The 26,679-nt window shown below is 62.2% G+C and carries 17 protein-coding genes and 2 rRNA genes (2 of these 19 cut by a window edge); 9 read left to right on the top strand and 10 right to left on the bottom strand.

From position 1 onward, the window contains the following. Both J9870_RS20305 and rrf read left to right on the top strand, forming a co-directional pair. Positions 1-1,940: ribosomal RNA gene (locus J9870_RS20305) — 23S ribosomal RNA — on the top strand; it begins 952 nt to the left of the window's first position. Positions 1,941-2,089: 149 nt separating this feature from the next. Beyond that, a 5S ribosomal RNA gene (rrf, locus tag J9870_RS20300) occupies positions 2,090-2,205 on the top strand. Between the two features lie 117 nt (positions 2,206-2,322). Here rrf and J9870_RS20295 read toward each other — a convergent pair. After that, positions 2,323-2,724 (bottom strand): lysozyme inhibitor LprI family protein, encoded by a 402-nt coding sequence (locus J9870_RS20295; protein ID WP_210639715.1) that lies wholly within the window; start codon positions 2,722-2,724, stop codon positions 2,323-2,325. Between the two features lie 120 nt (positions 2,725-2,844). Here J9870_RS20295 and J9870_RS20290 point away from each other — a divergent pair, with 120 nt between their 5' ends. Then, entirely contained in the window at positions 2,845-3,303 is a 459-nt protein-coding gene (locus J9870_RS20290) for an SRPBCC family protein (protein ID WP_210639714.1), read from the top strand. A gap of 497 nt (positions 3,304-3,800) precedes the next feature. Here J9870_RS20290 and J9870_RS20285 read toward each other — a convergent pair whose 3' ends face one another. Together J9870_RS20285 and J9870_RS20280 are read right to left on the bottom strand one after the other, a co-directional pair. Beyond that, a complete protein-coding gene (locus J9870_RS20285) occupies positions 3,801-4,472 on the bottom strand; it encodes a hypothetical protein (protein WP_210639713.1) in 672 nt (223 codons plus the stop codon). 178 nt (positions 4,473-4,650) lie between these two features. Beyond that, positions 4,651-5,598: an AraC family transcriptional regulator gene (locus tag J9870_RS20280; protein ID WP_210639712.1), complete on the bottom strand. Its 948-nt coding sequence runs from the start codon at positions 5,596-5,598 to the stop codon at positions 4,651-4,653. 200 nt (positions 5,599-5,798) lie between these two features. Between J9870_RS20280 and J9870_RS20275 the strand changes: the two genes are divergently transcribed. Both J9870_RS20275 and J9870_RS20270 read left to right on the top strand, forming a co-directional pair. Beyond that, positions 5,799-6,536, top strand: coding sequence for an SDR family oxidoreductase (locus J9870_RS20275; RefSeq protein WP_210639711.1), 738 nt, complete (start codon positions 5,799-5,801; stop codon positions 6,534-6,536). Positions 6,537-6,565: 29 nt separating this feature from the next. After that, positions 6,566-6,823: an Atu4866 domain-containing protein gene (locus tag J9870_RS20270; RefSeq protein ID WP_210639710.1), complete on the top strand. Its 258-nt coding sequence runs from the start codon at positions 6,566-6,568 to the stop codon at positions 6,821-6,823. Positions 6,824-6,895: 72 nt separating this feature from the next. On the opposite strand, the gene inhA is transcribed toward J9870_RS20270, so the two are convergent. Further along, positions 6,896-7,582, bottom strand: coding sequence for an isonitrile hydratase (inhA, locus tag J9870_RS20265; RefSeq protein ID WP_210639709.1), 687 nt, complete (start codon positions 7,580-7,582; stop codon positions 6,896-6,898). A gap of 98 nt (positions 7,583-7,680) precedes the next feature. On the opposite strand from inhA, the gene J9870_RS20260 reads away from it, so the two are divergent. Next, positions 7,681-8,673 carry a GlxA family transcriptional regulator gene (locus J9870_RS20260; protein WP_210639708.1) on the top strand — a complete coding sequence of 331 codons (993 nt, stop codon included), beginning with the start codon at positions 7,681-7,683 and terminating at the stop codon, positions 8,671-8,673. Here J9870_RS20260 and J9870_RS20255 read toward each other — a convergent pair. Continuing rightward, positions 8,642-9,544, bottom strand: a complete 903-nt coding sequence (locus tag J9870_RS20255) for an alpha/beta hydrolase (RefSeq protein ID WP_210639707.1) — start codon at positions 9,542-9,544, stop codon at positions 8,642-8,644. The two genes, J9870_RS20260 and J9870_RS20255, sit on opposite strands and share 32 nt — an antisense overlap. A gap of 28 nt (positions 9,545-9,572) precedes the next feature. Then, positions 9,573-9,950, bottom strand: coding sequence for a hypothetical protein (locus J9870_RS20250; protein WP_210639706.1), 378 nt, complete (start codon positions 9,948-9,950; stop codon positions 9,573-9,575). 529 nt (positions 9,951-10,479) lie between these two features. Here J9870_RS20250 and J9870_RS20245 point away from each other — a divergent pair. Next, entirely contained in the window at positions 10,480-10,845 is a 366-nt protein-coding gene (locus J9870_RS20245; RefSeq protein ID WP_210639705.1) for a DUF6124 family protein, read from the top strand. Positions 10,846-10,908: 63 nt separating this feature from the next. On the opposite strand, the gene J9870_RS20240 is transcribed toward J9870_RS20245, so the two are convergent. From J9870_RS20240 to tam, 4 genes are all read right to left on the bottom strand, one after another. Further along, the gene (locus J9870_RS20240) at positions 10,909-12,732 is read right to left on the bottom strand and encodes a glycoside hydrolase family 15 protein (protein ID WP_210639704.1); all 1,824 of its coding nucleotides are present in this window, start codon (positions 12,730-12,732) and stop codon (positions 10,909-10,911) included. Beyond that, a complete protein-coding gene (locus tag J9870_RS20235) occupies positions 12,725-13,525 on the bottom strand; it encodes an SDR family oxidoreductase (RefSeq protein ID WP_210639703.1) in 801 nt (266 codons plus the stop codon). Before J9870_RS20235 ends, J9870_RS20240 begins: the two co-directional genes overlap by 8 nt. Before the next feature lie 83 nt (positions 13,526-13,608). Beyond that, positions 13,609-14,742 (bottom strand): cupin-like domain-containing protein, encoded by a 1,134-nt coding sequence (locus tag J9870_RS20230; protein ID WP_210639702.1) that lies wholly within the window; start codon positions 14,740-14,742, stop codon positions 13,609-13,611. A 91-nt stretch (positions 14,743-14,833) separates the two neighbouring features. After that, the gene (gene tam, locus J9870_RS20225) at positions 14,834-15,604 is read right to left on the bottom strand and encodes a trans-aconitate 2-methyltransferase (RefSeq protein WP_210639701.1); all 771 of its coding nucleotides are present in this window, start codon (positions 15,602-15,604) and stop codon (positions 14,834-14,836) included. A 145-nt stretch (positions 15,605-15,749) separates the two neighbouring features. On the opposite strand from tam, the gene J9870_RS20220 reads away from it, so the two are divergent. After that, positions 15,750-16,484: an alpha/beta fold hydrolase gene (locus J9870_RS20220; RefSeq protein ID WP_210639700.1), complete on the top strand. Its 735-nt coding sequence runs from the start codon at positions 15,750-15,752 to the stop codon at positions 16,482-16,484. A gap of 306 nt (positions 16,485-16,790) precedes the next feature. Continuing rightward, positions 16,791-26,679, top strand: partial view of a non-ribosomal peptide synthase/polyketide synthase gene (locus J9870_RS20215; RefSeq protein ID WP_210639699.1) — the 5' portion only. The gene runs 2,639 nt beyond the window's last position; only the first 9,889 of its 12,528 coding nucleotides appear in the window; the start codon lies at positions 16,791-16,793; the stop codon falls past the right edge of the window.

Genomic DNA, 26,679 nt, shown 5'->3' with positions numbered 1-26,679 from the left:
GTCCGTCGTGAAAAGGGAAACAACCCAGACCGTCAGCTAAGGTCCCAAAGTTATGGTTAAGTGGGAAACGATGTGGGAAGGCTTAGACAGCTAGGAGGTTGGCTTAGAAGCAGCCACCCTTTAAAGAAAGCGTAATAGCTCACTAGTCGAGTCGGCCTGCGCGGAAGATGTAACGGGGCTCAAACCATACACCGAAGCTACGGGTATCACGCAAGTGATGCGGTAGAGGAGCGTTCTGTAAGCCTGTGAAGGTGAGTTGAGAAGCTTGCTGGAGGTATCAGAAGTGCGAATGCTGACATGAGTAACGACAATGGGTGTGAAAAACACCCACGCCGAAAGACCAAGGTTTCCTGCGCAACGTTAATCGACGCAGGGTTAGTCGGTCCCTAAGGCGAGGCTGAAAAGCGTAGTCGATGGAAAACAGGTTAATATTCCTGTACTTCTGGTTATTGCGATGGAGGGACGGAGAAGGCTAGGCCAGCTTGGCGTTGGTTGTCCAAGTTTAAGGTGGTAGGCTGAGATCTTAGGTAAATCCGGGATCTTAAGGCCGAGAGCTGATGACGAGTTACCCTTTGGGTGACGAAGTGGTTGATGCCATGCTTCCAAGAAAAGCTTCTAAGCTTCAGGTAACCAGGAACCGTACCCCAAACCGACACAGGTGGTTGGGTAGAGAATACCAAGGCGCTTGAGAGAACTCGGGTGAAGGAACTAGGCAAAATGGCACCGTAACTTCGGGAGAAGGTGCGCCGGTGAGGGTGAAGCATTTACTGCGTAAGCCCACGCCGGTCGAAGATACCAGGCCGCTGCGACTGTTTATTAAAAACACAGCACTCTGCAAACACGAAAGTGGACGTATAGGGTGTGACGCCTGCCCGGTGCCGGAAGGTTAATTGATGGGGTTAGCTAACGCGAAGCTCTTGATCGAAGCCCCGGTAAACGGCGGCCGTAACTATAACGGTCCTAAGGTAGCGAAATTCCTTGTCGGGTAAGTTCCGACCTGCACGAATGGCGTAACGATGGCGGCGCTGTCTCCACCCGAGACTCAGTGAAATTGAAATCGCTGTGAAGATGCAGTGTATCCGCGGCTAGACGGAAAGACCCCGTGAACCTTTACTATAGCTTTGCACTGGACTTTGAATTTGCTTGTGTAGGATAGGTGGGAGGCTTTGAAGCGTGGACGCCAGTTCGCGTGGAGCCATCCTTGAAATACCACCCTGGCAACTTTGAGGTTCTAACTCAGGTCCGTTATCCGGATCGAGGACAGTGTATGGTGGGTAGTTTGACTGGGGCGGTCTCCTCCTAAAGAGTAACGGAGGAGTACGAAGGTGCGCTCAGACCGGTCGGAAATCGGTCGTAGAGTATAAAGGCAAAAGCGCGCTTGACTGCGAGACAGACACGTCGAGCAGGTACGAAAGTAGGTCTTAGTGATCCGGTGGTTCTGTATGGAAGGGCCATCGCTCAACGGATAAAAGGTACTCCGGGGATAACAGGCTGATACCGCCCAAGAGTTCATATCGACGGCGGTGTTTGGCACCTCGATGTCGGCTCATCACATCCTGGGGCTGAAGCCGGTCCCAAGGGTATGGCTGTTCGCCATTTAAAGTGGTACGCGAGCTGGGTTTAGAACGTCGTGAGACAGTTCGGTCCCTATCTGCCGTGGACGTTTGAGATTTGAGAGGGGCTGCTCCTAGTACGAGAGGACCGGAGTGGACGAACCTCTGGTGTTCCGGTTGTCACGCCAGTGGCATTGCCGGGTAGCTATGTTCGGGAAAGATAACCGCTGAAAGCATCTAAGCGGGAAACTTGCCTCAAGATGAGATCTCACTGGGACCTTGAGTCCCCTGAAGGGCCGTCGAAGACTACGACGTTGATAGGCAGGGTGTGTAAGCGCTGTGAGGCGTTGAGCTAACCTGTACTAATTGCCCGTGAGGCTTGACCATATAACACCCAAGCAATTTGCTGACCCGAAAGGGCACCAGATTGCGGTGTGTGAAGACGACATGAACCGAAAGTTCGCAGCAAACACACAAACTATCGCATACCCATTCGCTGGAACGTGACCGTAAGGCACGCGCTGGCTACCGAATTTCTTGACGACCATAGAGCATTGGAACCACCTGATCCCATCCCGAACTCAGCAGTGAAACGATGCATCGCCGATGGTAGTGTGGGGTTTCCCCATGTGAGAGTAGGTCATCGTCAAGATTAAATTCCGAAACCCCTATCTGCTGACGCAGGTAGGGGTTTTGTTTTTTTGCTGAAAAATTTCATGGCAAAAAAGGATGACCTGAAGAGGCCATCCTTATTTTGCCATCCAGACCGTTAAGCTTCGGGCACTGGGCAGCTCAGATCTCCTTCCTTGCACTTGAGGTAGGTCTTGAACGCTTCGATTCGGGCTTTGGTCTGGTCGGTGATGCAGTTGCTATAGATCAGCGGGTAGACGCTGCCACCTTCGACCCCGGAGGCAGAAAAGTTGCATTCGGCGTCACGGAAGCTGATCCAGGCTCGCTGCGCCTTGACCAACATTTGCTTGGCCTCGGGGTTGTCCTTCAGACGTGTTGTAATTTGCTTATACAGGCTGTTCAGCTCGCTGTCGGCGGCCTTGTTCTCTTTGGCCGCGCACTGGTTCATCTCACCCTGAGTGGTGGCATTGGCGCAGTCATCGGCTTGGGCTGCGGTGATAAAAAATAACGGTGCGAGGACCAGAAGCAAGCGTGGGGGCATGGTCGATCTCTCCTTGAGGGGGATAAATGCCGGAGGAGTGTACCCGGACGAAGGACTGATACAACTTTCCGGTTGGCCTTGTGGTCTTACAAGCCTACTGTTGAACACAGGAGGTGACCCATGTATTCATCCGATCGCATTGAAAGAAAGATCCTGCTCAAGGCGCCGCGTTCCCAAGTCTGGCGCGCCTTGGCCAATGCCGAGGCCTTTGGCCAATGGTTCGGTGTCGCCCTTGAGGGTAAGCGGTTTGTTGCGGGCGAACGTACTCAGGGGCAGATCACGTATCCGGGCTATGAACACCTCATTTGGGATGTGGCGGTGGAGCGGGTCGAGCCCGAGCGGGTGTTCTCGTTTCGCTGGCACCCTTACGCTATTGAGCCGCAGGTAGATTACTCTCAAGAGTCAGAAACACGTGTGCAATTCGAACTCGAAGACATGGACGGCGGTACCTTGCTGAAAGTGGTTGAATCGGGCTTCAACAATATTCCCGAGGCACGCCGACTCAAGGCCTTTCGCATGGACAGCCGCGGCTGGGATGAGCAGATGGCCAACATTGAAGCGTTCCTGGCCAAGTCTTGATTTTCCCCTGCGGTGATGCGCACACCGCCGACACGCCGACACCTGGCGTGACTAGGGGTTTGCGGAAGACCCGATATAGCGAATGTCTTACACGCCATGGTAGCTATATCGTCTATTGCACTTTGGATCCGAGGCGTAATCTGGACTCATCCACTGAAGCACAGGAAGTGCTCAGGATCAGGGACGATCGACCTTGCAAGGATGGCTATCGACAGGGAGTCGTAATGGTCTTGGAAAAACCCGCTTCGGCGGGTTTTTTTTCGCCTGCCAAAAAGCCCCGCAAGCGCTGTATAGCGAAACGCTTACACGTCGGCACTGCTTTCTCGTCTTTTTCCAAGGCAGTGGTGGGCCTAATCTATGTCCATCCACTGAGTACAGGGAGTGCTTGGGGTCATGGATGATTGGACCAGGCATGGAATGCCAGACAGGGAGTCAAATTGGTCCTCAAAAAACCCGCTTCGGCGGGTTTTTTTTCGTCTGTGAAAAAATTGGTCTGCTCATGCCTGGCGCCGCGTCATAGTAAGGTCCGCGCCATCGGCGGCGAGGGTCTGCCCACCAGGGGTACGGTCCGCGCCATCGGCGGCGAGGGTCTGCCCACCAGGGGTACGGTCCGCGCCATCGGCGGCGAGGGTCTGCCCACCAGGGGTACGGTCCGCGCCATCGGCGGCGAGGGTCTGCCCACCAGGGGTACGGTCCGCGCCATCGGCGGCGAGGGTCTGCCCACCAGGGGTACGGTCCGCGCCATCGGCGGCGAGGGTCTGCCCGCCAGGGGTACGGTCCGCGCCATCGGCGGCGAGGGTCTGCCCACCAGGGGTACGGTCCGCGCCATCGGCGGCGAGGGTCTGCCCGCCAGGGGTACGGTCCGCGCCATCGGCGGCGAGGGTCTGCCCGCCAGGGGTACGGTCCGCGCCATCGGCGGCGAGGGTCTGCCCACCAGGGGTACGATCCGCGCCATCGGCGGCGAGGGTCTGCCCACCAGGGGTACGGTCCGCGCCATCGGCGGCGAGGGTCTGCCCGCCAGGGGTACGATCCGCGCCGTCAGCGGCCACAGGCTCTTGGTGGTCGTAGGCCTGGGTGAAGAAACGGTCTTGCTGCTGGCTCGGCAAGGCAAACGCACTTGCGCTCAGGGCAAAGGTGGTAACGGCGATCAGGGCGTTGAACGTTTTCATGGTAAAGACTCCGGTCATATCAAGGGTTGAGTGCCGGGTCGTTCAGATGTCGTGATCTGCTGAACCCGTTGCAGCGGGGGCGGTTGCCTTGCTGCATGGGTTCAGATTAGGGGCGAGGCGGGTTTGGTCGTTAGACGGATACTGTCCTGGTTTTGCCTGATCCTGTTTGTGTGCGGGATCAAGCACTACTGGCTTGCAGCGCCTGGGCACGCAAACGTGCGATGTCCTTGCTCGGAGAGGCGCCAAATAGACGGCTGTACTCGCGACTGAACTGCGAAGGGCTTTCATACCCCATCTTGTAGCCGATTGACGAAACGTCGCTGTTCTCTGCCAACAATAACCGTCGGGCTTCCTGCAGACGCAACTGTTTCTGGTATTGCAGCGGACTCATGGCCGTCACGGCTTTGAAGCGGTGATGCAGCGCCGAAGGGCTGAGATTGATCATTTGTGCCAGGCTATCGATGCTCAGCGGCTCGGCGTAATGGGTATTGAGCCACTCGATGGCTCGGCTGATGCGATGGGTCTGGGTGTCAGGAATGGCGATTTCGTGCAAGCGCTGGCCTTGGGCGCCACGCAGCAGGCGGTAGAAAATCTCCTGTTGAGCCAACGGCGCGAGGGTGGCGATATCGTCCGGGCTGTCCAACAGCCGCAGCAAGCGCAACACCGCGTCGAGTAATGGCGCATCGATACGGTCCAGGAACAAACCGCGTCCGGTTCTTTCGACCGGTACGCCGATAGGACTGGCATCGGCAATCAGTCGGCAGATCTGCGCCGGGTCGATATCAAGACGAATGCATAAGTAGGGGCGTTCAGGGCTGGCTTCAATTACCTGGCCGGCCAACGGCAGGGTCACCGAGACGACGAGGTAATTGAGCGGGTCATACACGTAGCATTCGTCCGCCAGGCGCACTTCCTTGCGCCCCTCGATAATCACGCACAAACCAGGCTTGTGCACGGTGTGCAAGGCTTCGGTCGGTTGGTCGCTACGGATCAGGTGCAAGGCCTCGATGGCCGTAGAGTGGACACCGTATTCGGGCGCAAAGCGCTTCATCAGGCTCGCCAGTTCGGCGCGGCGCTGGCTGACGCCGTCGTCTGGCGCAATGTGGATGGACGTGGATACCGACATACCGATCAACCTCCCTGGCCAAATAAGTGGACCGCGCTAGTAAAACCGATTGTGCGGCTGTCGGCCAGAGTCGGTTTTATAGCTACAGGATCGTGCAAGTGCGCAGGAGGATCCGGCTAACCCGGGCCTGGGTCGGTTCCCTAATCTGGAGCTGTCAAAACGCTCCCGCCGGGGGCCAACATCCAGACGAGGAAACCATCATGTCCGATATTCAAAACAAAGTAGTGGTCATCACGGGTGCCAGCAGCGGGATCGGTGAAGCAGCGGCGCGGCTGCTCGCGGCTCGCGGTGCTCGTGTCGTGCTCGGCGCCCGGCGCATCGATCGTTTGCAAACACTGGTACACGAACTCGAAACCGTCGGCCAGCAAGCGGTCTGCCAGGCCGTGGACGTGACCCGTCGCGATGACGTCCAGAACCTGATCGACTTTGCTGTCGAGCGGTTCGGCCGGGTCGACGTGATCATCAATAACGCTGGGGTCATGCCGCTCTCCAAGCTCGAGGCTCTGAAAGTCGAGGAGTGGGACCGCATGATCGACGTCAACATCCGTGGCGTGCTTCACGGCATCGCTGCCGGCTTGCCACTGATGCAGCGCCAGCGCAGCGGCCAGTTCATCAACATCGCGTCCATTGGTGCCTATGCCGTCAGCCCGACTGCCGCGGTGTATTGCGCCACCAAATTTGCTGTTCGGGCGATTTCCGAGGGCTTGCGTCAGGAAGTCGGGGGGGATGTGCGCGTGACGGTGATTTCCCCCGGCGTGACCGAGTCGGAACTGGCCGAGAGCATTTCCGATGAAGGTGGACGTGCCGAAATGCGCGAGTTCCGCAGGATCGCCATTCCGGCCGAAGCCATCGCCCGGGCAATCGCCTACGCCATCGAACAACCGGCGGACGTAGACGTCAGCGAACTGATCGTGCGGCCCACCGCCAGCCCGTTCTGAACCCAGGTTTACCCAACAGGAGATGTCCCATGAGAAAGGCCTTTGGAGACCAGGACAAATTTGTCGGCCTGTGGGTGACGGCTGATGGCGTGATTCGCCATCGGTTGTTGCCGGGCGGACGCTACGATGAAGCGCGGGGATTGCGTGAAAGCGCTTACCAGGGCGATTACTGGCTGCAGGACGACCATATCGAATACCACGACGACACAGGTTTCACCGCCGATGGGGATTTTCGTGAGGGCGTGCTGTATCACGCGGGAATGGTGCTGTATCGCCGGGGAGAGTGATGAACCGATGACCTTTGTGATGAGGGGATAGACTCCCCTCATCACGGATTTCATTTGCGCTGGGACTGATCGTTACGCCAGTTCCAACCGCGCCGCGGCGCGTTGGGCGATTTGCGAGCGTACCCGGAACGACTCTGCGGTACGCCGGTGGGCTTCTTCCAGGACGCGCGTCGGCGCGGTGTCCGGACTGCCGGCGTTGAACGGGGGGGCAGGAGCGTATTCGAGTTGCAGTTGGACCAGTTCGGCGGTGTCCTGGTCGAACAGTTCGGCCGCCAAGGTCAAGGCAAAATCGATCCCGGCGGTGATGCCGCCCCCGGTGAACAGGTTGCCATCACGAACCACGCGGTCCTTGACCGGTGTCGCACCCAGGGTTTGCAGCAGGCTGTGGTAAGCCCAGTGGGTGGTGGCCCGCTTGCCTTGCAACAGGCCCGCCGCACCGAGTACCAGCGAGCCGGTGCACACCGAGGTGATGTATTTCGCCTCGGCGGCCTGCCGTTTGATAAAGGAGAGCGTCTGCTCGTCCTCCATCAGGGGGCCGACGCCGGTTCCGCCAGGGACGCAGATCACGTCGAGCTTCGGGCAGTCTTCGAACGTGGTGGTTGGCAACAACACCAGCCCGGTACTGGCGGTGACCGGCGCCAGGTCCTTCCAGATCAGGTGGACCTTCACGTCGGGCAACGAGGCCAGTACGTCATAAGGGCCGGTCAGGTCCAGTTGCTGGACTTGTGGGAATAACAGCAAACCGATCTGCAACGTCATCTCGCTTTCTCCTTTGGATGATGCCCGGGGGTGGACGGCTTCACTTTAGGCTCGTAGGATTTGGCGCATACGCCAATAAGCCCACGAATTACGCCAATATGCCAAACACGCCGAAAACCGTTCACGTCCTGGCCTTCGCCAACGTGCAAGTGCTGGATGTCACTGGGCCTTTGCAGGTCTTCGCATCGGCCAACGACCTAGCACGCCAGCAGGGCTTGCCCTTGCCGTACGCACCGACGGTGATTGCTGTCGGTGGCGGGGCGGTCATGTCTTCGGCGGGGTTGGCGCTGCTGGCCGAGCCTCTGCCGATTGAAGGCAGCGACACTTTGCTCATTGCTGGCGGCTGGGGTGTGTATGAGGCGGCGAAGGACCCGGCGCTGGTGGCCTGGGTCAAGGAACACGGGCTGCGTTCGCGACGGGTGGCGTCGGTGTGTACCGGGGCGTTCCTGTTGGCCGCCAGTGGCTGGCTGGACGGGCGGCGAGTGGTCACCCACTGGACTCGCTGTGAACAACTGGCCGAGCAGCATCCGCAACTGCGGGTCGAACCCAACCCGATTTTCATCAACGACGGCCCGGTGTGGACCTCGGCCGGGGTCACGGCTGGCATCGACCTGGCCCTGGCACTGGTCGAGGAGGACTTGGGGCGTGCCGTGGCCCTGGAGGTCGCCCGGCATCTGGTGGTGTTCCTCAAGCGCCCTGGCGGCCAATCGCAATTCAGCGTGACGTTGTCGCTACAAAAACAGGGCAGTCGGTTTGATGAACTGCATGCCTGGATCGCCGAAAACCTCACCGGTGACTTGGGATTGCCAAACCTGGCCGCCGAGGTGGGCATGAGCGAGCGCAGTTTTGTGCGTCACTACCGCGCCGATACGGGACAGACCCCGGCACGGGCGGTGGAGTTGATTCGGGTGGAAACCGCTCGCCGCCTGCTGGCAGACACGACATTGTCAATCAAGCGAGTGGCGGTGCAATGTGGTTTCGGCAGCGAGGAAACCCTGCGCCGCAGTTTCCTGCGGGCCATGGGGGTGACGCCCCAGGCCTATCGCGAGCGCTTCGCGGTCAGCCTTCAAGCAGATCCAGCAATGCCCTGAGCGTGGCCTCGGGGGCTTCCTGGGGAATATTGTGGCCAACACCGGCCAGCACTCGGCGCTCATAGAACCCCGTGAAATGCTCGACGTCTTCATCGTGTTCCGGCGCGGGCCCAACGCCGTCGTCGGCGCCGCACAGGGAAATGCTCGGCACGCTGATGGTCGGTTGTGCCGCAAGCCGCTCCTCCATCCACTCCAGCGTCGGGTCGCCCGGCGCGTACATGAAGCGATGGCGGTAGGAATGGATCACCACGTCGACAAAATCCGGATTGTCGAAAGACGGCGCGCTCAAAGGATACAAGGTTGCGCCGCGCTTCCAGGTCGGTGACCACAGGCGCCAGAGCAACTCACACAGTTCACGCCGATTCTGCGTCAGGCCCTCGACGCCCCGAGCGGTGTGGAAATAGTACTGGTACCACAGGCGATGTTCGGTTTGCGGGTCCAGCGGCTGCTTGGAACGTGGAATGTCCTGCAGGTTGTAGCCATCGCCGGTCACCAGGCAGCGCACGCGCTCGGGCCACAGGGCCGCGACGATACACGCCGCCCGACCGCCCCAGTCGTAGCCGCACAACGCCGCTTGAGGGATGGCCAGCACGTGCATCAGGTCCAGCAGGTCCTGGGCCAGCGCCGCTTGCTGGCCTGAGCGCAGGATGGCCGGGTTGTTGAACCGGGTCGGGCCATAGCCGCGCAGGTAGGGCACGATGACCCAGTAGCCGCGCTCGGCCAAGGCAGGCGCGACTTCGTCGAAGGCCCTCGGGTCGTAAGGAAAACCGTGCAGCAGAATGACTGGCTCGCCGCTGGCGGGGCCGTGCTCTTCGTAGGCGATGCGCAACAGCGGCGTCACGGCGAAGTTGATCTTGGGATTCAAGCTCATGTCGGCCTCCGGTACAGCGCGTTTGCAGTCAGGCGGGTTCCTGATTGACGTATTTGGCCCGATCCGGTGTGAAGGTCACGATCATGTTCGTGCTGGCGCAGGTCAGGGTGCGCTCCTGGGACAGGTCGATGTCCAGGTCTTCACCGCGCAGGCCTTGCCACTGGGCGAGGTATTTGAGGCAGCCGAATTTTTCGCTTTTCTTCAGGCTGCGGCTCACGCCACCTTTCCAGCCCAGTACCGGCAATTCACCATTCAGGCAGCGTTGCGCCAGTTCGGGAAACTTCACCGCGCGGTCGCGACCGATTTCCCAGCATTTGATCAGGCCCCGGTCCTGGCCTTCCCAGAGGTCTTCGCGGGTCAGGCCTGTTCGGGGTGGGGTGGTGATGGAGCGTTTGATATGAGTCATGTCAGATCCTTGAGTCGGGTTTTTATCGGGCAGCTCCGCTGCACCCGTGAGTGCATCGATCTTAGGAGGGGGTTGCGGGGTTGGCAACCTGTAACGGGGCGTGGCGATAAATGGGGAGGGGATACTGCAATGCCCTCGTGCCAGGGAGATTTTGCGGTGGCTGCGCTGCCGAGCGGGAACAAGCTCCCTCGCCACGGGGTTGTGTTCCTACAAAAAAATAGGTGAACCGGAATTTTCTGACGAGTCGCGGCGGTTGCCGGTTCGGAAAGGGCGGGGATAGGCTTTGCTCGTCGCTGCAAAATCAGCGACCGGGTTTGGTCGCCCGTCCAATGTCAGGCGCACACGCGCCAACCTCAGCATGTCGGCGCTTTTTTGTGTGCTTGTCGGTATGCTTTGCGGTGGGCTGTGCGCGGGGCACTTTCGAGTGCGCCGGGTGCCTGACTTCCCGGTTGACCAACCTGCGTATAGCCCACCACCCTCGTTTGGTCACGAGGTGGGTGAGCTCCAACTTCAAGTCAGGAGTTTCACTATGGTCAAGATCACCCCCAACCCCCCAAAAGCTGAAAACCTTTCCGCCTACACCACCCTCGACACAAAAAAACTCCGCGAAGCCGCCGACCGGGCGTTGAACATCCATTTGTCCCCCACACCAGCCAAACCCGACACCCAGGACGGCCAGGTCTTTTCAGTGGTCCCGGGCCTCAACACCGAATCGGTACTGACCAGCCTCAGCGAAACCCTGGCTTCGGCCAATGCCATGGTCAGTGATCTGGCGTTCGAACTGGAAGGGTCGCGGCGGCATGTGGCGTTGGGGATTCAGCAGTTGATTGAACTGGGGACGTTGTTGGCCAATCGGGCGTTGGATGACATTGAGTTAGCAGAGCCGGCGTCCTAACAGGCACACCACTTTTTTGATCGTTCCCACGCGGGAGCGTGGGAACGATCACAACAACCCGGTTCACGGCTGCCAATGATTCTTCTCCCCGCTCAACTTGCGGTCCAGAAAGCTCGCCGCGCTGATCAACGCCAGATGGGTCAAGGCCTGGGGTGTATTGCCCAAGTGGTAACCGTGGCTGTCGAACTCTTCGGCGTACAGCCCCAGCGGGTTGGCGTAGCGCAGCAGTTGTTCGAATTCCAGCTGGGCTTTTTCCACGCGGCCGGCGCGGGCGAGGCATTCGACGTACCAGAACGAGCAGGCGGCGAAGGAGCCTTCGATGCCGCCGAGACCGTCGATGGGGCTGTCGTCGTTGCGGTAGCGATACACCATGCCGTCGCGCACCAGGCTTTTCTCAATGGCGTCCAGTGTGGACAGCCAGCGCGGATCGCGGGCGCTGACGAAGCGCACCAAGGGCATCAACAGCATCGCGCCGTCGAGGGCGGTACTGCCCAGGCGCTGGACGAAATGCTGGTGTTCCTCGTTCCAGAAATTGTTCCAGATGTCTTGGTAAATCGCCTGGCGGGTCTCGTCCCAGCGGGCGAACGGGGCGGGCAGGGAGCGTTTTTCGGCGAGACGGATAGCGCGGTCGACGGCGACCCAGCACATCAGTCGCGAATGCAGAAAGTGTTGTGTCTCACCGCGCATCTCCCAGATGCCCACATCCTTGTCCTGCCAGACCTCGCACACTTGGTCGACCACGTCGACGGTGTGTTTCCAGCCTTGGTGGGAAATGGCTTCGCCGTATTTATTGACCAGGTACACCGCGTCCATCAGCTCGCCGAAGATGTCCAATTGCACCTGTTGGTAGGCGAGGTTGCCGATGCGCACCGGCTGTGCACCGCCAAAACCGCTCAAGTGCGGCAACTCGGTTTCCGGCAGCTCCAGCCGACCGTCCAGGCCGTAGAGAATGTTGAGTTTGACCGGCTGGTCACAGCAGTCGCTGACCCGCCCGCGCAGCCAGCGCATATAAGCATTGGCTTCTTCGACGAAGCCCAGGCGCATGAATGCGTAGACCGTGAACGAGGCGTCGCGGATCCAGGTGTAGCGGTAATCCCAGTTGCGTTCGCCGCCGCGGGTTTCCGGCAGGCCGAAGGTGGCGGCGGCGAGGATCGCGCCGTGTTTGCGCGAGGTCAGCAGTTTCAGCGCAAGGGCGGAGCGGTTGACTATTTCCCGCCAACGCCCCCGATAGGTGGATTGGCCGATCCAGCCGCGCCAGAACGCCAGGGTCCGCTCCAGGCATATTGTGCTGACGTCATCCTGCAGTCGTGGGTCGTCGATGCCGCCGAGCAGGAACTCGGCGCTCTGGCCCTGTTCCAGGGTGAATTCGGCCACCGCCGCGTTGCCGTCCAGCCTCATGGGCTGATCGGCGCACAAGCGCAGGCTCGGCTGCCCCGACGCCTCGAAACAGATGTGGGCACCGTCCTGGCGCGCGGTGGTGACTGCCCGGGCATAGTCGTGGCGCACCGCGCAGCGCATGCGAAATGTTGTGCTGCCGACAGTCATGCGCACCCGGCGCATCAACACCGGCAGATCATCCTCGCTGTCGCCGATGGGTAGCAGGTCGGTGACTTCCACCACGGCGCCGTCGCTCAGCCAGCGGGTTTGCAGCACGTTGGTGTCGGGCAGGTAGATTTGTTGGCGACGGGCATCCGGCAGGTCGGGCGCGAGTTGGAAAATGCCCGCCTCCGGGGTGTCCAGCAGCGAGCAAAAGAGCGATGGGCTGTCGAATTCCGGCCAGCAGAAAAAGTCGACACTGCCGCGGTCATTGACCAGCGCAGCAGTGCGCATGTCGCCGATGATGCCGTGGTTTTCGATGGGGCTTTGTGGTTCGTGGTCGTTAGCCATTGCCGCGAAACCCCGGGTAAAGGCTCATCCCGCCATCGATGAACAACGTGGCGCCCACCACATAATCGGACAAGTCCGACGCCAGCCAGACCACCGCGTTGGCGACGTCTTCCACGTCACCCACGCGACCGTAGGGAATCAGCTCCAGCAATTTCTGCTCCTGCTCGCCCTCGGTGGCCTCGCGGTTGATGGCTGTGCTGATCGCGCCGGGGGCGATGCTGTTGATGCGGATGCGTTGGTGGCTGCTCTCTTGGGCCAGGCTCTGCATCAGTTGATCGACACCGCCCTTGGACGCGGCGTAGTTGATGTGGCCGGCCCAGGGAATGCGCTGGTGCACCGAACTCATGTGAATGATCTTGCCAGCGGCCCGGGACACGCCCTGGCGAATGCCCTGACGGGTGAAAATCCGCAGGGCGGCGCGGGCGCAGAGGAATTGGCCGGTGAGGTTGGTGCCGATCACGGTGTTCCAGTCTTCCAGGCTCATGTCGACGGCGGCGGCGTCTTTTTGCAGGCCGGAATTGGCCACCAGGATGTCCAGCGAGCCAAAGGCTTCGAGGGTCTGGGCGAACAGCCGTTCGACGTCTTGCTCCTTTGCTACATCGGCACCGACGGCGATGGCGCGGCCGCCGTTGTCGTTGATTTCACGGGCCAGGTCTTCGGCCGGGCCGGCGCTGGAATGGTAGTTGAGTACCACGGCGGCCCCGGCGTCCGCCAATGCCCTGGCGCAGCCGGCACCAATGCCGGAACTGGCACCGGTAACGAGGGCGACTTGTTGGGCGAGGGATATCTGCATGGTTTAGCACCTTGAACGGAGGGCCTTACCTGCTGACTGGCGTGAGGCGTGCAGAGTTCATTTAGGTGAAACAGTCTTCACCATTACCAACCCCGCCCCGAATTCACCCAGAAATTCACCGACAACGACGTGGACACCGACTCCACCTGATGAAACCAGCCTTCCGGCAGAAACAGCAAGTCCCCGGCCCCCAGCGTCACCCGTATGAAAGTCACGTCGCGAGCGTTGGGGAAGCGTTGGTAGTCCGGCGCATCCGGGTTGAAATCACAACCGTCCAGCCCGCCCTGGGGCGCCGTGGACCAGGTGCCGAGGGCTTCGCGGTGATGGGGGGCGGCGAGGGTGAAGGTTTTCTCGCCCCAGACCTGGGCGAACAGGTTATCGGTATCATCGCGGTGCAGCGGTGTAAGGGTGCCCTTGGGGCCGATCCAGATGCGCGGTGGGATGAACAGCGAGCGGTCGAAGTAGGGCGGGTAGTTGATCTGCTCGATCAACTGCGCTGGCAGGATGTTGTTGCCCATGTAGGCCGGTGGCTCGCCGTCACTGCCCTTGACCGCCGGGCTGTCCAGGGAGGCAATGAAGTCGGCCATGGACGTGGAACGGAAATCCCGCTCGGTGGAGAAGGTTTTCTTCACGTAGTCGCCGTGGCGGGTGATGCCTTGCAGCTCGGCAAAATGCACCAGGGATTCTTCGCGGCTGAGCTTGAACAACGGCCAGTCCTGCAAGGCGTCGCTGATGACCAGCGGAATACCTTGTGGCAAATAACGCGCTTGGAACTCCTGCACCGACAGCCCACTGCGGGGCCGACGCTCCACGCTACGTTGGACCGGCAGGCTGGCGGTGAGTGTTTCGCTAAAGCGTGGTGGGGTGGGGTAGCGCTTGTTCATGTCGACCTTTTCCGCCACGCCACCGCCATGCCGGGCATGGTCGATGATCTGCGGCAGCAACGTCGCCAGGCCCATGTTGCCGCCGATCTTCAGGCGACCGCTGGCAAACAGTTCTTCAACGTTGGCCATGCCGGCCATGATCCCGAGGAAATCCTTTTCCGCCACTTCGATGGTCACGTCAGGGCGGGTGTGCCGCCCGGCCTGGGTGTGGCTGTTGGCCCTGACCTCGGACCAATACGCCTGATGCGGGCCGAACACGAATTGGAAAACGCCTTCGATGCCAACGGCGCCGGCATTGGCGAACAGCTTGCCCAGGATGGTTTGCAGGTCCACGGCGGTCACTCTTGTGGGTTTTGGTCTTAGCAGGTAACGAGGGCCTGGAGCCGAAATTTAGGCCCTCGTCGCTGCGTCATCGACCCTCGCCCTAGCGTGTCGCGACCATGAATACCCGGGGAAACGGCAGCAGCACGGTCCCATCTTCCAGGGGCGGGTAAGCCTGTTCGATCGCCTTGAGGTAGTGCGCCAGGTACTGCTCGCGTTGCGTCTCGTCCAGCGGTTCGAGAAAGGGCCGCAAGCCGCTGCCCTTGAACCACTCCACCACGCCTGCGGCGCCGCCGGCCAAGGGGTGATGGTAGGTGGTGCGCCATACATCGACGCGACTGCAGTGGGGCTTCAGGATGGAGTAATAGGTGCTGGCATCCTCCACTTCCGTACGCGAGTCGGCTGCCCCGGCCAATTGACTGGCCCAAGGACCGTTGGCGGCAACTTCCCGCATCAAGCGGTGGGACGGCTGGTGCAGGGTGTCGGGCATCTGGATCGCCAGGCTGCCGCCCTGGGCAAGTTTGCTCACCAGCGACGGCAGCAGGCTGGCGTGGTCGGGCAGCCATTGCAGCACCGCGTTGGCGAAGATCACGTCGAACGGCCCGGGCTCGTTCCAGCGGCCGATGTCCGCAGTGTCGAACGTCACTGCGGGCAGACGCTTGCGCGCGGCGTCGACCATGTCGCTGGAACTGTCCAGGCCGCGCACCGTGGCACCGCTGAAATGTTCCACCAACAGTTCGGTGGAATTGCCAGGGCCGCACCCCAGGTCGATCACCGAACGGGCCTGGGTGGGGGGGATGGCGGCGAGCAGGTCCCGGGACGGACGGGTGCGTTCCTGTTCGAAGGTGACGTATTGCTTGGCGGACCAGCCCATGGCGTTCTCCTGTGCGGCGCAGTGAGTCGAGGTGCCGCCAGTATAAGGCCGGGTGAAGAGGATGGAGCGAACGTAACGGTTTTGATTAATTCTGTGGGCTACGTTTTCGTTATCTTCCCTACACGACCGATCGGAGAAAACCGCAGTGACCCAACTGACCTTGCTGTGCCTGCCTTATTCCGGCGCCAGCGCAATGGTTTACAGCCGCTGGCGGCGCGCGTTGCCGCAGTGGCTGCAGGTGCAGCCGGTGGAACTGCCGGGGCGCGGGGCACGTTTCGACGAGCCGCTGCACACCGACATGGGCCCGTTGGCGATGCAACTGGCCCGGGAACTGCTCCCGTCGCTCCGGGCACCTTATGCCTTGTTCGGCCACAGCCTGGGTGCGCTGCTGGCCTGCGAAATCGCCCATGCCTTGCGTGAGCTCGGTGGCCCGGAACCGGTGGCGCTGTTTGCCTCCGGCACCGCGGCACCGACAATGCGAGCCGACTATGACCGGGGTTTCGCCGAGCCGAAAACCGATGCTGAATTGATCGAACAACTGCGTACCCTCAACGGTACCAGCGAGGAGATCCTGGCCAATGAAGAGTTGATGGCCCTGACCTTGCCGATCCTGCGGGCCGATTTTTTGCTGTGCGGACGTTTCCAGCCGCGAGTGCGACCACTGCTCAACTGCCCGGTGCACGTACTCGGTGGCACCGCCGACAAGGCCACCACGGAGCAACTGATTGGCTGGCGCCGCGAGACGTCGGGCAGCTTTTCGGTCGACATGCTGGCCGGCGGGCACTTTTTCATTCATGAGCACGAAGCCCGGGTGCTGCGGCTGATCAAGGATCAGTTGAGCGTGCATCAGCGGCGGCATGGGGTGGCGATCAGCGCTTGATTTGATTCCCGGCTCATTCAAATGCCGCCCCACATCGGCTGGGGGGGGATTCGTCCCCTGTGGGAGCGAGCTTGCTCGCGATAGCGGTGGGTCAGCTTGCTGTTCATTGACTGACACGACGCCATCGCGAGCAAGCTCGCTCCCACATTGCTCGCTCCCACATTTAGGTCTGCATCCTTCTGAACCCCCCGTCCTACCTCCCTTCCTGATACAAATTCTCAAACGCTAATTTTTCCGGTCTGCATTCGTTTTAAAGGGACGACTTGCCTTTGTGCCTTGTGCCCACTGATTCCGGATACCCCAGAAATGAATGCTGAAGACGCCTTGAAACTTGCTCGCCGGTTTATCGGGTTGCCCCTGGACAAGCGCCGGATGTTCCTGGCCGCGTTGGCCAAGGAGGGCGTGGAGTTCAGCGGTTTTCCCATTCCCCAGGGCGTCGAGGCCGAGGATCGCCAGGCCTTGTCTTACGCCCAGCAGCGCATGTGGTTTCTCTGGCAACTGGAGCCCGACAGCGGCGCCTACAACCTGCCGGGAGCGGTGCGGCTCAAGGGTGCACTGAACCTGCCGGCGCTGGAGCAAGCGTTCGCCAGCCTGGTGGCCCGGCATGAAACCCTGTGTACGGTGTTCCAGCGTCAGGCCGACGACAGCCTGTTACAGGTGCCGACCAGCGCGCCCCTGGAGATCGGCAAAACCGACTTCAGCCACTTGCCGGCCGTCGAGCGCGAGCAGGCGGTGCGCCGGGCCGCCGAGGCGCAATCGCTGCAGCCTTTCGACTTGTCCAGCGGCCCCTTGCTGCGGGTCGAATTGCTCAAGCTCGATGACCAGGAACACGTGCTGCTGTTGACTTTGCACCACATCGTCTCCGACGGCTGGTCGATGAACGTGCTGATCGACGAATTCATCCGTTTCTACGACGCCCATGAAGCGGGCGTTGCCCCGCAGCTGGCCGATTTGCCGATCCAGTACAGCGACTATGCCCTGTGGCAGCGGCGCTGGCTGGAGGCCGGCGAGCTGCAGCGTCAACTCGATTACTGGCAGGCGCAACTGGGTGACGAGCACCCGGTGTTGGAGCTGCCAATCGACTATCCACGCCCAGTACTTCCGAGCTATCGCGGACGTCGCCTGGAGCATGTGGTGGAGGCTGCGCTGGTCGAGCAACTGCGCGGCGTTGCCCGGCAGCATGGGGTGACCCTGTTCATGCTGTTGCTGGGCACGTTCAATATCCTGCTGCACCGTTACACCGGACAAGACGACCTGCGGGTCGGCGTGCCGATCGCTAACCGCAACCGCCGGGAAATCGAAGGGCTGATCGGTTTTTTCGTCAACACCCAGGTGTTACGGGTGCAACTGGATGGCCAGGCCCGCCTCGGCGACCTGCTGCGAGACATCAAGGAAACCGCCCTCGGCGCCCAGGCCCACCAGGATCTGCCCTTCGAACGGCTGGTCGAGGCGCTGAAGCTTGAGCGCAGCCTGAGCTACAACCCGCTGTTCCAGGTGATGTACAACCACCAGCCGGAAGTGGCCGACGTCACCACGCTGAAAGTCGGCAGCGGCCTGGAGCTGGGCGTCATCGAGTGGGAGTCCCGCAGTACCCAGTTTGACTTGAGCCTGGACACCTACGAAAAGGCCGGGCACTTGCATGCGGCGTTCACCTACGCCAGTGACTTGTTCAACCCCGAAACCATCGAGCGCATGGCCCGGCACTGGACGTTGCTGTTGCGCAACATCGTCAACGACCCGCAGCAGCGCGTCGGCGAGCTGGCGTTGCTGGCTCCGGCCGAATATCGCCAGTTGGTGACCGAGTGGGGGCGCCACGACACGACCTGGCCGAGCGAGCGCCCGGTGCATGAACTGTTCGAGGCGCAAGCTGAGCGCAGCCCGGACGCCATCGCCTTGATCTGTGATGGACAACGGTTGACCTATGGCCAGCTCAACGCTCGCTCCAATCGCCTGGCGCGCACGTTGGTGGCCGAGGGTGTCGGTCCTGACGTGCTGGTGGGCATCGCTGTCGATCGGAGCCTGGAGCTGGTGGTCGCCATTCTTGCCGTGCTCAAGGCCGGCGGTGCGTACGTGCCGCTGGACCCTCAGTACCCGGCTGAGCGCCTGCGGTTCATGATCGAAGACAGCGCCAGCCGTTTGCTCCTGAGCCAGAGCCATTGGCTGGAACGCCTGCCCGTACCCGAGGGCGTGCGTTGCCTGTGCCTGGATCAGGCCGAGTCCTGGGAGGGTGCCGAGCCAGGCAATCTGCAACGCAAGGTATGGGCCGAGAACCTGGCCTACGTGATGTTCACCTCCGGCTCGACCGGGCGCCCGAAGGGCGTCGGTATCAGTCACGGCGCGCTGAGCAAGCATGCGTTCGCCTCGCAGCACTATTACGCCTTGAGCAGTGCCGATTGCGTGCTGCAATTCGCCACGTTCAACTTCGATGCCTTTGGCGAGCAGCTGTTCGGCCCGCTGACCTGCGGCGCCTCGGTGCTGCTGCGTGGCAACGAGGTGTGGGACAGCGAAACCCTGTACCGCCAGATCGTCGAGCAGGGCATCACGGTCATGGACCTGACCACTGCCTACTGGAACATGATCGCCAAGGAGTTCGCCGCTGTCGGTCCGCGTGACTACGCGGCGCTGCGCCAGGTGCACAGCGGTGGTGAAGCCATGCCACCCGAAGGCGTGCAGGCCTGGCGCCGGGCCGGGCTGGAGCAGGTCAAGCTGCTCAACACCTACGGCCCGACCGAAGCCACGGTCACCGCCACCACCCTCGATTGCAGCGATTACGTCTTCAATCGCCGGCCGCTGCCGCTGACCCTGCCCATTGGTCAACCGCTGCCAGGCCGTCACACCTATCTGCTCGATGCACACCTTGAACCCACCCCGGTGGGGGTGATCGGCGAGCTGCTGATTGGCGGCGAATTACTGGCGCGCGGTTACTTCCAGCGCCCGGCCTTGACCGCCGAACGGTTCATCCCTGATCCGTTTTCCACCACTGGCGCGCGCCTGTATCGCACCGGCGACCTGGCGCGTTTCAACACCTTGGGCCAGATCGAATACGTCGGTCGCGTTGACCATCAAGTGAAGATCCGCGGTTTGCGCATCGAGCTGGGGGAGGTCGAAGCACGCCTGCTGGAGCTGGATGCGGTCAGCGAAACCGTCGTGCTGGCGGTGCAGGGCGGCAGCAGCCTGCAACTGGTGGGGTATGTGGTGCCCAAGGACGCAGCGCTGGTGTCGGCCTCGGCCGAGCAGCAGGGCGCGGCGCGGGAAACCCTCAAGGCGCAACTCAAGGAGCGCCTGCCGGATTACATGGTGCCGACTCAGTTGCTGTTCCTTGCGCACTTGCCGCTGAGCCCCAACGGCAAGCTCGACCGCAAGGCCCTGCCTTCAGTCGATGCCAGCCAGTTGCAGCAGGCCTTTATCGCGCCCCGCAGCGAACTGGAACGAGGCATCGCGGCCATCTGGCAGGACGTGCTCAAGCTGGAGCAGGTCGGCCTGACCGACAACTTTTTCGAGCTGGGCGGCGACTCGATCATCTCGATCCAGGTAGTCAGCCGCTCGCGGCAGGCAGGGATCCATTTCACTCCCCGTGATCTGTTCCAGCATCAAACCGTGCAAGGCCTGGCGAGCGTCGCGCAGCAGGGCGGCAGTGGGCTGGTCATCGATCAGGGACCGGTCATTGGCGGGCTGCCGTTGCTGCCCATCCAGCAGGTGTTTTTCGAGGACGCCATTGCCCAGCGTCACCACTGGAACCAGGCCGTCCTGTTGCGCAGCCATCTACCGTTGCAGGCACCGGCACTGCTACAGGCCCTCAACGCGCTGCTGGCGCATCACGATGCCTTGCGTTCGCGCTTCGTCGAAACCCCCGACGGCTGGCGTGCCGAGGTGGCACCGGTGGTGGTCGACCCTGAGCTGCTGTGGACGGCGGACAACCTGAGCGCCGCCGAGCTGGAAGAGCTCTGTGCCAAGGCCCAGTGCAGCCTGGATCTGCAAAATGGCCCGCTGCTGCGTGCGGTACTGGCGAGCATGGCCGATGGCAGTCAGCGTCTGTTATTGGCCGTGCACCACCTGGCCGTGGACGGTGTGTCGTGGCGCATCCTGCTGGAAGACCTGCAACGGACTTATCAACAGGCCAGCGCCGGCGGCGCTATCAAGTTGCCGGCCAAGACCAGCGCCTACAAGGCCTGGGGCGAACATTTGCAGGCCTACGCCAGCACTGAAAGCGTGCAGGCCGAACTGACATTCTGGCAGCAGCAACTGCAAGGCGCGGTGGTGGATCTGCCCTGGGATAACCCCCAAGGCAGCCGGCAAAGCCGTTACGCCAAAGTGCTGCACAGCCGTCTCGACAAAACCCTCACCCAGCAACTGCTGCAACAGGCTCCCGCAGCGTATCGCACCCAGGTCAATGACCTGCTGCTGACCGCCCTGGCACGGGTGATCTGCCGCTGGACCGGGCATGCCGACACCCTGATCCAACTGGAAGGCCATGGCCGCGAAGAGTTGTTCAGCGACGTCGATCTGACCCGTACGGTGGGCTGGTTCACCAGTCTGTTCCCAGTGCGCCTGACACCGGCCGATAACGTCGGGGCCGCGATCAAGCAGATCAAGGAGCAACTGCGGGCGATCCCGAACAAGGGCATCGGTTTCGGTGTGCTGCGCTACCTCGGCGACGACACTTCACAGGTCTGTCTCAAGGCCTTGCCATTGCCGTGCATCACTTTCAATTACCTCGGCCAGTTCGATGGCAGTTTCGATGCCCGCGAGGGCGCGCTGTTCAGCCCGGCGAGCGAAAGCGCCGGGCTCGAGCAGAGCCCTGATGCGCCGCTGGACAACTGGCTGGGCATCGAGGGCCAGGTCTACGACGGTGAGCTCGACTTGCGCTGGACGTTCAGCGATCAGCAATTCAACGAGGCGACCATCGCCCGCCTGGCCGATGACTATGCCCGCGAACTGGAAGCGCTGATTGGCCATTGCTGCTCGGCCGATGTCATGGGCGCCACGCCGTCGGACTTCCCGCTGGCGCGCATCACCCAGGCGCAGCTGGACGCGATCCCGGTGCCGGCTGGCGCTATCGAAGACATTTATCCCCTGTCGCCGATGCAGCAGGGCATGCTGTTTCATACCCTCTACGAGCAGGGCACCGGCACCTACATCAACCAATTGTGCGTGGATGTCGACGGCCTGGACCCCGAGCGTTTCCGCGCCGCATGGCAGGCGACCGTGGACGCCCATGAGATCCTGCGCAGCGGTTTCATCTGGCAGGGCGAGTTGCACGAGCAATTGCAGATCATCCACCGTCGTCTGGTGTTGCCCTACACCTTGCTCGATTGGCGCGAGCGCCATGACGCCGCCCAGGCCCTCGAGGATTTCATTGCCGCTGACCTGGCCAAGGGCTTCGACCTGACCCAGGCCGGGCTGCTGCGGGTCACGCTGATTCAGTTGAGCGATGCGCGTCATCACCTGATCTTCACCAACCACCATATCCTGATGGACGGCTGGAGCAGCGCGCAGATGCTCGGCGAAGTCCTGCAGCGCTATGCCGGTCAACAGCCACCGCGCCCGGTCAGCCGCTACGCCGATTACATCCAATGGTTGCAGCGCCAGGACGCGGCCCTTAGCGAAGCGTTCTGGCTGGAGCAACTGGCCGACCTGCAGGAGCCGACCGTGCTTGCCAACGCTGCGGCGGCGAGTGCAGAAGTGCGCAGCGAAAGCGCTCATGCGCTCAAACATTACACGCTAGACGCGCCGCGCACGGAACGGCTCAACGCGTTCGCCCGCCAGCAGAAAGTCACCGTCAACACCCTGGTGCAAGCGGCGTGGCTGTTGCTGTTGCAGCGTTATACCGGCAGCGCCTGCGTGGCGTTCGGCACCACCGTGGCCGGGCGGCCGGCGGAGCTGGTGGGCATCGAGCAGCAGGTCGGGCTGTTCATCAACACCTTGCCAGTGATCGCAGGCTCGCGTCCGGACCAGACGGTCGCGGCCTGGCTGGCCGCCGTGCAGGCGCAGAACCTGAGCCTGCGCGAGTTCGAGCACACGCCGCTGGCGAGCATCCAGCGCTGGGCCGGGCAGGGCGGTGGCGCGCTGTTCGACAGCCTGCTGGTGTTCGAGAACTTCCCGATTTCCGCGGCGTTGCAACGCGGCACCGCCCAAGGCGTGGTGTTCGGCGAAGTCGCCAACCAGGATCAGACGCACTACCCGCTGACCCTGGGCGTGACCTTGGGCGAAACGCTGGCGCTGCACATGAGTTTCGACCAGGCGCATTTCAGCGTCGCGACCATTGAGCGCTTGAGCGGGCAACTGCTGCACCTGCTGGAGCGGTTTGCCGACTCCGCCGAGCGTCGCCTCGGCGAGATCGCCCTGGCCAATGACGAGGAACACCGGGCACAACAGGCTGCCAACCACCCGCAGCCATACCCGACCGACATCGCCGTACACCAGCGCATCGCCCATTTGGCGGCGCTAAAACCGCACAGCACGGCGGTGATCTTCGACGGTCAGCGCTTCAGCTATGGCGAGATCGACCGCCGGGCCAACCAACTGGCCCATGCCCTGATCGCCCGTGGCGTGGGCCCGGAAACCCGGGTCGGCGTGGCCCTGCCGCGCAGCGAAGGGGTGATTGTCGCGCTGCTGGCGGTGCTCAAGGCCGGCGCTGCCTACGTGCCGTTGGACACCAGCTACCCCCGTGAACGCCTGGCCTACCTGATCGAGGATTCAGGGCTGGCGCTGTTGCTCACCGATTCCCGGGTGTCGGCGCAACTTCCCCTGGACGCCGCCGCCCAGGTGCTGGAACTCGATCGCCTGGACCTGAGCCGGCAGCCGGCGGATGCACCATCGATCACTGTCGATCCGCAGAACCTCGCCTACGTGATCTACACCTCCGGTTCCACCGGCAACCCCAAGGGCGTGAGCGTGGCCCATGGTCCGCTGGCGATGCACTGCCAGGCCATTGGCGAGCGCTACGAGATGCGCGACAGCGATTGCGAATTCCATTTCATGTCCTTCGCCTTCGACGGCGCCCATGAGCGCTGGCTCACCAGCCTGACCCACGGTGCCTCGCTGCTGATTCGCGATGACAGCCTGTGGACCCCGGAGCAGACCTACAACGCGATGCGCGAGCACGGCGTGACGGTGGTGGCGTTCCCGCCGGTGTACCTGCAACAACTGGCCGAACACGCCGAGCGCGAGGGCAACCCGCCAAAGGTGCGCATCTACTGCTTCGGCGGCGATGCAGTGCCTAACGCCAGTTTCGAACGGGTCAAGCGCGCCCTGGATCCGGACTTCATCATCAACGGCTACGGCCCGACCGAAACCGTGGTCACGCCGCTGATCTGGAAGGCCGGCCGCGAGGTGGCGTGCGGCGCCGCGTATGCGCCCATCGGCAGCCGCATCGGCGACCGCAGTGCCTACGTGTTGGACGCTGATCTGAACCTGCTGCCCCAAGGCATGGCCGGTGAACTGTACCTGGGCGGCAGCGGGTTGGCCCGGGGTTACCTGAACCGTCCGGGCCTGACGGCCGAGCGCTTTGTCGCTGATCCATTCAGCGCTGCAGGCGGCTTGCTGTACCGCACTGGCGATCTGGTGCGCCAGCGCGCCGACGGCACGTTCGATTACCTCGATCGCATCGACAATCAAGTGAAGATCCGAGGCTTCCGCATCGAACTGGGTGAAGTCGAAGCCAGTCTGCAAGCCCTTGAGGGTGTGCGCGAAGCGGTGGTGGTGGCTCAGGAAGGTGCTGCTGGCAGCGGCAAGCGTCTGGTTGCCTATGTGGTGGCTGATGCACCCGCGCCGAAGGATTTCGCCGAGCACCTGCGCGAACAGCTCAAGGCGACCCTGCCGGCGCACATGGTCCCGGCCTATCTGCTGCTGCTTGAACGCTTGCCGCTGACCCCCAACGGCAAGCTCGACCGCAAGAACCTGCCCAAGCCCGACGTCAGCCACTTGCAGCACACCTATGTGGCGCCGCGCAGCCAGCTGGAGCAGCAACTGGCGTCGATCTGGCAGGACGTGCTCAAGCTCGAGCAAGTTGGCCTGCGGGATAACTTCTTCGAACTGGGCGGCGATTCCATCGTCTCGATCCAGGTGGTCAGTCGCGCCCGGCTGGTGGGTATTCACTTCACGCCGAAGGATCTGTTCCAGCACCAGACCATCGAGGCCCTGGCCGCCGTGGCGCAGACCGGCGCACCGCTGCAAGCGATCGACCAGCAACCGGTAACCGGCGAAACCGCGCTGCTGCCGATTCATCAGTGGTTCTTCGCCCAGCCGATCCCTGACCGCCATCACTGGAACCAATCGGTGATGCTCAAGCCGACCCAGGCGCTGGATGCCCAGGCACTGGAGCGGGCCTTGGGCGCGCTGATCGTGCACCATGACAGTTTGCGCCTGGACTTTATCGAGCAGGGCGAAGGCTGGACCGCGCGTTATCGTGAGGTCGAGGCGCAGGCCGCCGGCACGTTGCTGTGGCAAGCCGAGGTCGCTGATCTCGCCGAACTGGAAGTGCTGGGCAATCAGGCCCAGCGCAGCCTGCAACTGGACGGCGGGTCGCTGATCCGTGGGCTGCTGGCGAACCTCGCCGACGGCACGCAGCGGCTGCTGCTGATCGTCCATCACCTGGTGGTGGACGGTGTGTCCTGGCGGATTCTGTTCGAAGACCTGCAAAGTGCCTATCGCCAGACCCTGGCGGGCACGGCGGTGCAACTGCCGGCCAAGACCAGCGCGGTCAAAGCCTGGACCGCAGCGTTGCAGGACTATGCCGCCAGCGCCCCCTTGCAGGCTGAACTGGGCTTTTGGCAGCAACAGTTGCAAGGCGCCTCGGGGTTGCCATGTGACAATCCCCAGGGCGGCCAGCAGCATAGCCAAGCCGTGACGATCCGTACGGCACTGGACAAAACCCTCACCCGACAACTGTTGCAGCAAGCCCCGGCGGCCTATCGCACTCAGGTCAACGACCTGTTGCTGACCGCACTGGCGCGGGTGATGGTGCGCTGGACCGGCGCGGACAGTGTCTGGGTGCAACTCGAAGGCCACGGCCGTGAAGATCTGTTCGCCCACGTCGACCTGAGCCGGACCGTCGGCTGGTTCACCAGCCTGTTCCCCGCGAAACTGACCCCGGCTGCCGATCTTGGCGCCTCGCTCAAGCAGATCAAGGAACAACTGCGCGCCATCCCCAACAAGGGCATTGGCTTCGGCGCCTTGGCGCACCTGGGCGATGAACGTGCGCGTCATACCCTGCAAGGCTTGGCGAAACCGCAACTGACCTTCAACTACCTCGGTCAGTTCGACGGCAGTTTCGACGCGGCCGACGATGCTTTGTTCGTGCCAACCACTGAGCGCGGCGGCGAAGAAGTGAACCTGCAGGGCCCGTTAGGCAGTCCGCTGGCCCTCGATGGTCAAGTGTTCGGCGGCGAGCTGGACTTGAGCTGGACCTTCAGCGCTGACCTGTTCAACGCCGCGACCATCCAGCGCCTGGCCGATGACTATGTGCAAGAACTCACGGCGCTCATCGCCCATTGCTGCGACCACCACAGCGGTGGCGTGACGCCGTCGGATTTCCCCCTGGCGCGGTTGACCCAGGCGCAACTGGACACACTGGTCCCACACCCCCAGGCCATCGACGACCTCTACCCACTGTCGCCGATGCAGCAGGGCATGCTGTTTCATACCTTGCTAGAGCAGGGCAGCGGCGACTACATCAACCAGCTGCGCCTCGACGTCGAAGGCGTCGATCCGCAACGCTTCCGGGCGGCCTGGCAAGCAGTAGTCGATGCCCATGACATCCTGCGCAGCGGCTTCTTCTGGCAGGGCGATCTGGCACAGCCAGTGCAGATCGTGCAGCGCCGGGTCGAGGTGCCGTTCCGTGTGCTCGACTGGAGCGGGCATGCTGGTATTGAGGACGCCCTGCAAACCCTCGCCGATGAGGAACATGCCCACGGCGTGGACCTGACCCAGGCGCCGCTGATGCGCCTGGTGCTGGTGCGCACCGGCACTGAGCGTCATCACCTGATCTACACCAACCATCACATCCTGATGGATGGCTGGAGCAGCGCGCAGTTGCTCGGTGAAGTGTTGCAGCATTACCGGGGTGACAGCGTGGCTCGTCCGGCCGGTCGTTATCGCGATTACATTGCCTGGCTGCAACGCCAGGACGCGGCCACCAGCCAAGCGTTCTGGACGCCTGCGCTGCAACGCCTGGAGACCCCGACGCGCCTGGCCG

This window comes from Pseudomonas sp. Tri1 (assembly GCF_017968885.1).
Lineage (GTDB): Bacteria > Pseudomonadota > Gammaproteobacteria > Pseudomonadales > Pseudomonadaceae > Aquipseudomonas.
The sequence above is the reverse complement of the archived record's forward strand: the minus strand, read 5'-3'. Positions and strand labels throughout refer to the sequence as shown.